Source organism: Undibacterium sp. 5I2, from assembly GCF_035019605.1.
Taxonomy (GTDB): domain Bacteria; phylum Pseudomonadota; class Gammaproteobacteria; order Burkholderiales; family Burkholderiaceae_D; genus Undibacterium.
In genome coordinates, this window is sequence record NZ_JASJVS010000107.1 from 1 (window position 1) to 5,150 (window position 5,150).

Consider the following 5,150-nt stretch of genomic DNA (forward strand, 5'->3'; position numbering starts at 1 on the left):
ACCCAGAACGGGCTCAAACGGAAGAAATGAAGCAGGCGGCTTGACGGGTTGTGCGACAGGTTGTTTGACAAACACCGAGAATAAGAGCGGCCTCGGAATCCGTTAGTCGATAGAACTCATGAGTAGAAATTGCAGCATCGAGCGCAGTATCCGGTGTGCTTTTAGCCCCCAAATCCAAAGCATGCTCACGCTTTGCTGGATTTGGATTCATGTCAAAAGCGGGAGCAAGTCGCCAGCCCGATTCTTCCCTTAAAAAGCCATGATTACGCAAATGGTCATCTCTGTTTCCGATCGCCACATTAAACATTAACCTGCGAAACAGCTCCGCCAAATCAAAATCCACATGACCACGCGCGCCGTGGTCGGTGATAACCTGAGCAATATCAAGATAGCTGCTCGGCTCACCGTCCTGCTTGCCGCTCATGGTCATCGCAGAAGCGTACATTCGGCGGCGGTGCCCCACTCGATCGAAGCGATTGACACAAAATGTATGGTATTGCCCGCCGAGTTGTTCCAGCCTGGAGTTCGGAACTGCAATGCCAGAGTTTCTCGCCAACCGATGTGCCAGATACTCCCACTTCCCGATATCGTAGCGATCATCTTGCGCTGGAAATTTGGCAATCCACAGCGACCCGTCCGTGTCTTCAAAGCTGGCTTTCGGCCGAGCTCCACCGAGCGATGTGCCAGGCGCCATCAACATGGCCAACCATTGCTCATACTCGGGTAAGGATTCAATGCCAACATCTTGTATGCGCGCAGCTAAGGCCTGCAGCTCACGTAATTTACTTACGGGAGGAACCGCAAACTCACCACTCGAAATAAATTCCTCTTGCTCGTCCTTGAACCTAAGACCTCCCATACGGGATACGTCTTGTACTGCCAACAGAAAATCGAGGTCAAATAAGGTTCGATTCGCTCTTGACTCCCGAATCGCTAACAATGCCTCGCGTCGCTCAATCAGCACCCTGCCCCATCTGTCTGGGGCAGTATCACGGAAAATACCGGCCAGCGTTCCTTTGACAGGATATTGGGGTCCTGCAACCAACGGCAAATAAGGATCAATAGCAAAGGCATTCGCCTCCGTTAGCCACGCTTGCGAATAGCTGAAGGCCGCTGGCGTATCGCTATGCTCAGGGATAATTAAATCGCCTATATATAAAGGTTCCCCGAATCGGACGTCATCAAGCCATACATTGGCCAGCTTTGATTTACGTGCCATCGCTAATCCTTATCACTCAAGACGGATTTAGTTTTGTATTTCGCCAAGACCTGACTGGCCAGAGATTGCCTGCCCTCTTGCAAAGGTCCTTCGATAACGGGTGATTTAAACGTCCGCTTATTTGTGTTTTTTGCTACTGTTCGGCTAGGCTGCTTGATCAGCATAGCGTCTTGAAGTTTTCTCCCAAGCACGTCATCATTTGCAAGCTTATTCACATCCGCACTCAAACCAAGTGTCTGCAGTGCGCTCAAGTAAGAGCCAAAAGCGACCGTTGGATCGCCGTTCTCGACCCTGCGCAGGGTCTCTCTAGAAACACCCATACGCTCCGAAAACAACGTGGTCGTGAGCTTACGCCGCAATCGTGCAAGACGAATACGATCACCAAAGGCAGACATCTGTGCCGTTTGGCCTGGATAGAGAGTGACGGATTTTTTAGTCATAATGACTCATATATTAGGCATTATAAATACTATTGTCAATTTTATGAGGCATCATCGAATAAATTACAAACACACATTTTTATAGCTGCCTCATAAATAAAGCAATATACATAATATTGACATCTTTATGAGACATAATATTTCCACTCTTGCAAACCTGTCATTTCTGCAATTATCGTTGGTATGAGCGCTATTTTCTGGCTAATTCTCCAACAACTTAACACTGCCCAATGTAGCCAATGTTCATTCTTTACGATCGCAGATGAGTATTCCGGAGGAACGTGACCAGTGATTCCGGCATTGTGACCAGTCATTCCATTTTAACGTGACCGCCCATTCCGGGCGAACGTGACCGATTTCATGCCTTTTGCGGAATCAACGGTCACGATGCCGGGATGGCGTTGTACTGTCCAATAATAATGTTACGCATTTTGCAATCTACCGGGTACGCTTCTAGCCTTTTGACTGGAGAAAGTGTGCCAGCACCAAGGATCAATATGCGTAAAAACGAGTTGCGGCGCAAAGGCATGACATTAATGCTAGTCTGGGAGGAACACCGCGCCGACTATATAGAATTGACAGTACGGCCTGTATCACCTCGGCCAGCGAAGTGGTAGGCCGGCCGATTAGTCAGTGACAAAATGCAGGCCCAGAGTTTGCAGCAGCTAGAACGTGATGGCTTTGTAAAGCGGATTTCGTGCCGCCGCACGTGGAGTATTTACTCACCCGCTTGGGTGAGGAAATAGGCTGCCAGGTGGCAGCCTTGACCGAGTTGATAGAAGTGAATTCAGCGAAAATTATGCTCGCTCGGCAATAGTGCTGTACAGGTGAAAACGCAGCGGTTTGCCTGTGCTTGATAGCTGAATTTTAACGTTTATTTAGTCTTATAAATTCCGGCACCAACTGTGTATTTGTTACTCGCCAGGCGGACATAGGAAGTTTTGCCTTCCAGCATTTTGGTGGCAGGATTGGTCCATACATAATCAACCCAGCCGGATCTTCTCGATTGCACCATGTCACGCATTTCCTGTACAAATTTTTTCCCGTTTGCATCCTTCAACAGCGACATGTCTTTGCCATTCATCTTAGGGGTGAAGGCGTCGCAGACCATCGTCATTTTCGAGTCCAGAACAAACACATACAGATCACCCTGAATATTGCCACTCTTGGGATCAGCGAACTCTTTACAGGCTTCGTCCACGCCTTTTTTCTCGATATCTGCCACCGCCTTATCCACCAGAGCAATCGCGTCAAACTTATTGGCGGTCTGCGCAAAAACCGGCAGCGTAGGGGTAAGCAGCAGGCAAGTGATGCCGAGGATGGCGTAGCGTTTCATGGGGTCTCCTGTTGGGTAATGAACATGTTTATTTTTTTCCAAGCTTACCTCAAGTATGATCAGAATTATATCGATAAATGGGGCAGGACTTTATTAGTTGCAATAATGCAACATATTTAGTCGGCAATTTCCAGCTTTACATGGTGTATTGTGGAGACAAGAAGCTGTCGCAAAAGCGTGGCGGGCACGTTTCCATACCGAGAACACAGCACACCGCGTCGTTTTTCACACTGGAAATGCCATTATTTTTGGCATTTCCAGTTAACCACGAACGCCGCTGGATTCCTGCCAAAAGCTCGCAGGAATGACGTTCGGGATTTCAAACCCTGGTCAGATTTTTGATGATGGTCGGCAACTTGCCCATACCGCTTACTTTGGCTTATAAATCCCAGCGCCAACTGTATATTGGCCACTCGCCAAGCGGACATAGGAGGTTTTTTCTTCCAGCGCCTTGGTGACAGGATTGACCCAGACATAATCGACCCAGCCGGATTTTTTCGATTGCGCGACGTCGCGCATTTCCTGCGAAAATCTTTTCCCGTTTGCGTCCTTCAACAGCGACATGTCTTTGCCATTCATTCTAGGTGTGGTGGCGTGGCAGACCATCATCACTTGCGCATCCTGAACAAACACATACAGATCCCCCAGAATATAGCCCCCCTTAGTATCAGCGAAGTCTTTACAGGCTTCTTCCACCCCTTTTTTCTCTATATTTGCCACAGCCTTGTCGACGAGCGTAATCGCATCGAACTTGTTGGCGGTCTGCGCATGCACCGATAGCGTAGGGGCAAGCAGCAGGCAAGTGATGCCGAGGATGGCGTAGCGTTTCATGGGGTCTCCTTTTTGGGTAGTCAACGTATTTTTTTTCAAGCTTACCTCAAGTGAGATTGGAATTACATCGGCGCATGCGGGGTAATAATCCATTAGTTACCTTTGTACAACATGGTAAGCATCACAGCCCTTGTGCGCGGGGAAGTAGGAAATTCTTCCCGTTGGACGGGAACTTTCTCCAGCGCAAAATTTGTTATACTAGGCCGATCCTTTGGGGAGTAGCCTGCTTCCGTCCCCCGGAAGCGCCCGCATCAACATACTCGGTGATTGTTCCATGCCGTGGTGCGGGCAGCCGTGAGTTTGGCGAGACCATCGGCATGTCAACGCGTCCAGTCGGGCCGCGTGGCATGCCTTTGCTCCTGCCCGACCGGAAAGATCCTCATGAATTTAGCCGCTACTGCTGTACTCTCACTCGCTATGTCGACCGATGCCTTTGCTGCTGCGCTAGGAAAAGGCGCGACACTACACAAACCACATTGGCGCGAAGCATTACGAACCGGTGCTATTTTTGGAATAATCGAAGCGATAACACCGATCATCGGCTGGGCTTCAGGCCAAGTGGCGGCACCGTATGTGTCTGCGTGGGATCACTGGATTGCCTTCACTCTGTTGAGCGTTCTGGGTTTGCGAATGATGCAGGCCGGATTTGCAGAACCAGAAGCCGATGTAAATAAGCCTGGCAGCCATTCTTTTTGGGTCTTGGCCCTCACCGGATTTGCCACCAGTATCGATGCCATGGTGGTCGGCGTGGGACTGGCGATGATGGGTGCAGATATTCTCGTCACCGCAGCTGCCATTGGCCTCTCTACCTTTATCATGGTGACCATCGGCGTAATGCTTGGAAGGGTATTGGGCGTCATTGCCGGCAGGCGTGCTGAAGTGCTGGGTGGAATGCTCTTGGTCGGAATTGGATGCCTCATCCTCTACGAGCACATCGGCAAAGTAGCCTAACGCGCTCCGGAATCCGCGCAAAGCAGTGCGGATTAAATCCGCGCCTCCCTAGTGTATGTAATTCGCCCTAAGATTTGCATTTAGTACAGGCCAATACGAAGTAAGCTGTTATATTGAGTCATGCCAAAGCAAGGCATTCCTACCGCCACATCCGAGTCCTGAGAAGGACTGCTTATCACCGATTCCCAACAGGTAATCGCGCATCTGAACCACGCTTCCAATACCTTAAGTGCATGCCGAACAGGCAAGCCATTTCTTGTATTTCCCTTTGTCTCAATTTGAATCAATATTGATTTTTCATCAAAAATCTGACTAGGGTTTGAAACCCCGGCCTTCAGAGGCTGTCGCAAAAGCCTGATGGACGTTTTTTACA

5 protein-coding genes and 1 riboswitch are annotated in these 5,150 nt (G+C 49.4%); of the genes, 1 reads left to right on the plus strand and 4 read right to left on the minus strand.

Annotation, left to right across the window (positions count from 1 at the left end):
* Window positions 1–13: 13 nt before the first annotated feature.
* From QN359_RS19265 to QN359_RS19280, 4 genes are all read right to left on the minus strand, one after another.
* Complete coding sequence (locus tag QN359_RS19265) at window positions 14–1,219, minus strand: HipA domain-containing protein (protein WP_322250678.1); 1,206 nt, start codon at window positions 1,217–1,219, stop codon at window positions 14–16.
* A 2-nt stretch (window positions 1,220–1,221) separates the two neighbouring features.
* A complete protein-coding gene (locus QN359_RS19270) occupies window positions 1,222–1,659 on the minus strand; it encodes a helix-turn-helix domain-containing protein (RefSeq protein WP_322250677.1) in 438 nt (145 codons plus the stop codon).
* A gap of 874 nt (window positions 1,660–2,533) precedes the next feature.
* Entirely contained in the window at window positions 2,534–2,995 is a 462-nt protein-coding gene (locus QN359_RS19275; protein WP_322250676.1) for a cache domain-containing protein, read from the minus strand.
* 369 nt (window positions 2,996–3,364) lie between these two features.
* Window positions 3,365–3,826, minus strand: a complete 462-nt coding sequence (locus QN359_RS19280) for a cache domain-containing protein (protein WP_322250675.1) — start codon at window positions 3,824–3,826, stop codon at window positions 3,365–3,367.
* 208 nt (window positions 3,827–4,034) lie between these two features.
* Window positions 4,035–4,199: riboswitch (yybP-ykoY riboswitch) on the plus strand.
* Between the two features lie 8 nt (window positions 4,200–4,207).
* Here QN359_RS19280 and QN359_RS19285 point away from each other — a divergent pair.
* Window positions 4,208–4,777: a manganese efflux pump MntP family protein gene (locus QN359_RS19285; RefSeq protein ID WP_322250674.1), complete on the plus strand. Its 570-nt coding sequence runs from the start codon at window positions 4,208–4,210 to the stop codon at window positions 4,775–4,777.
* Window positions 4,778–5,150: the final 373 nt, after the last annotated feature.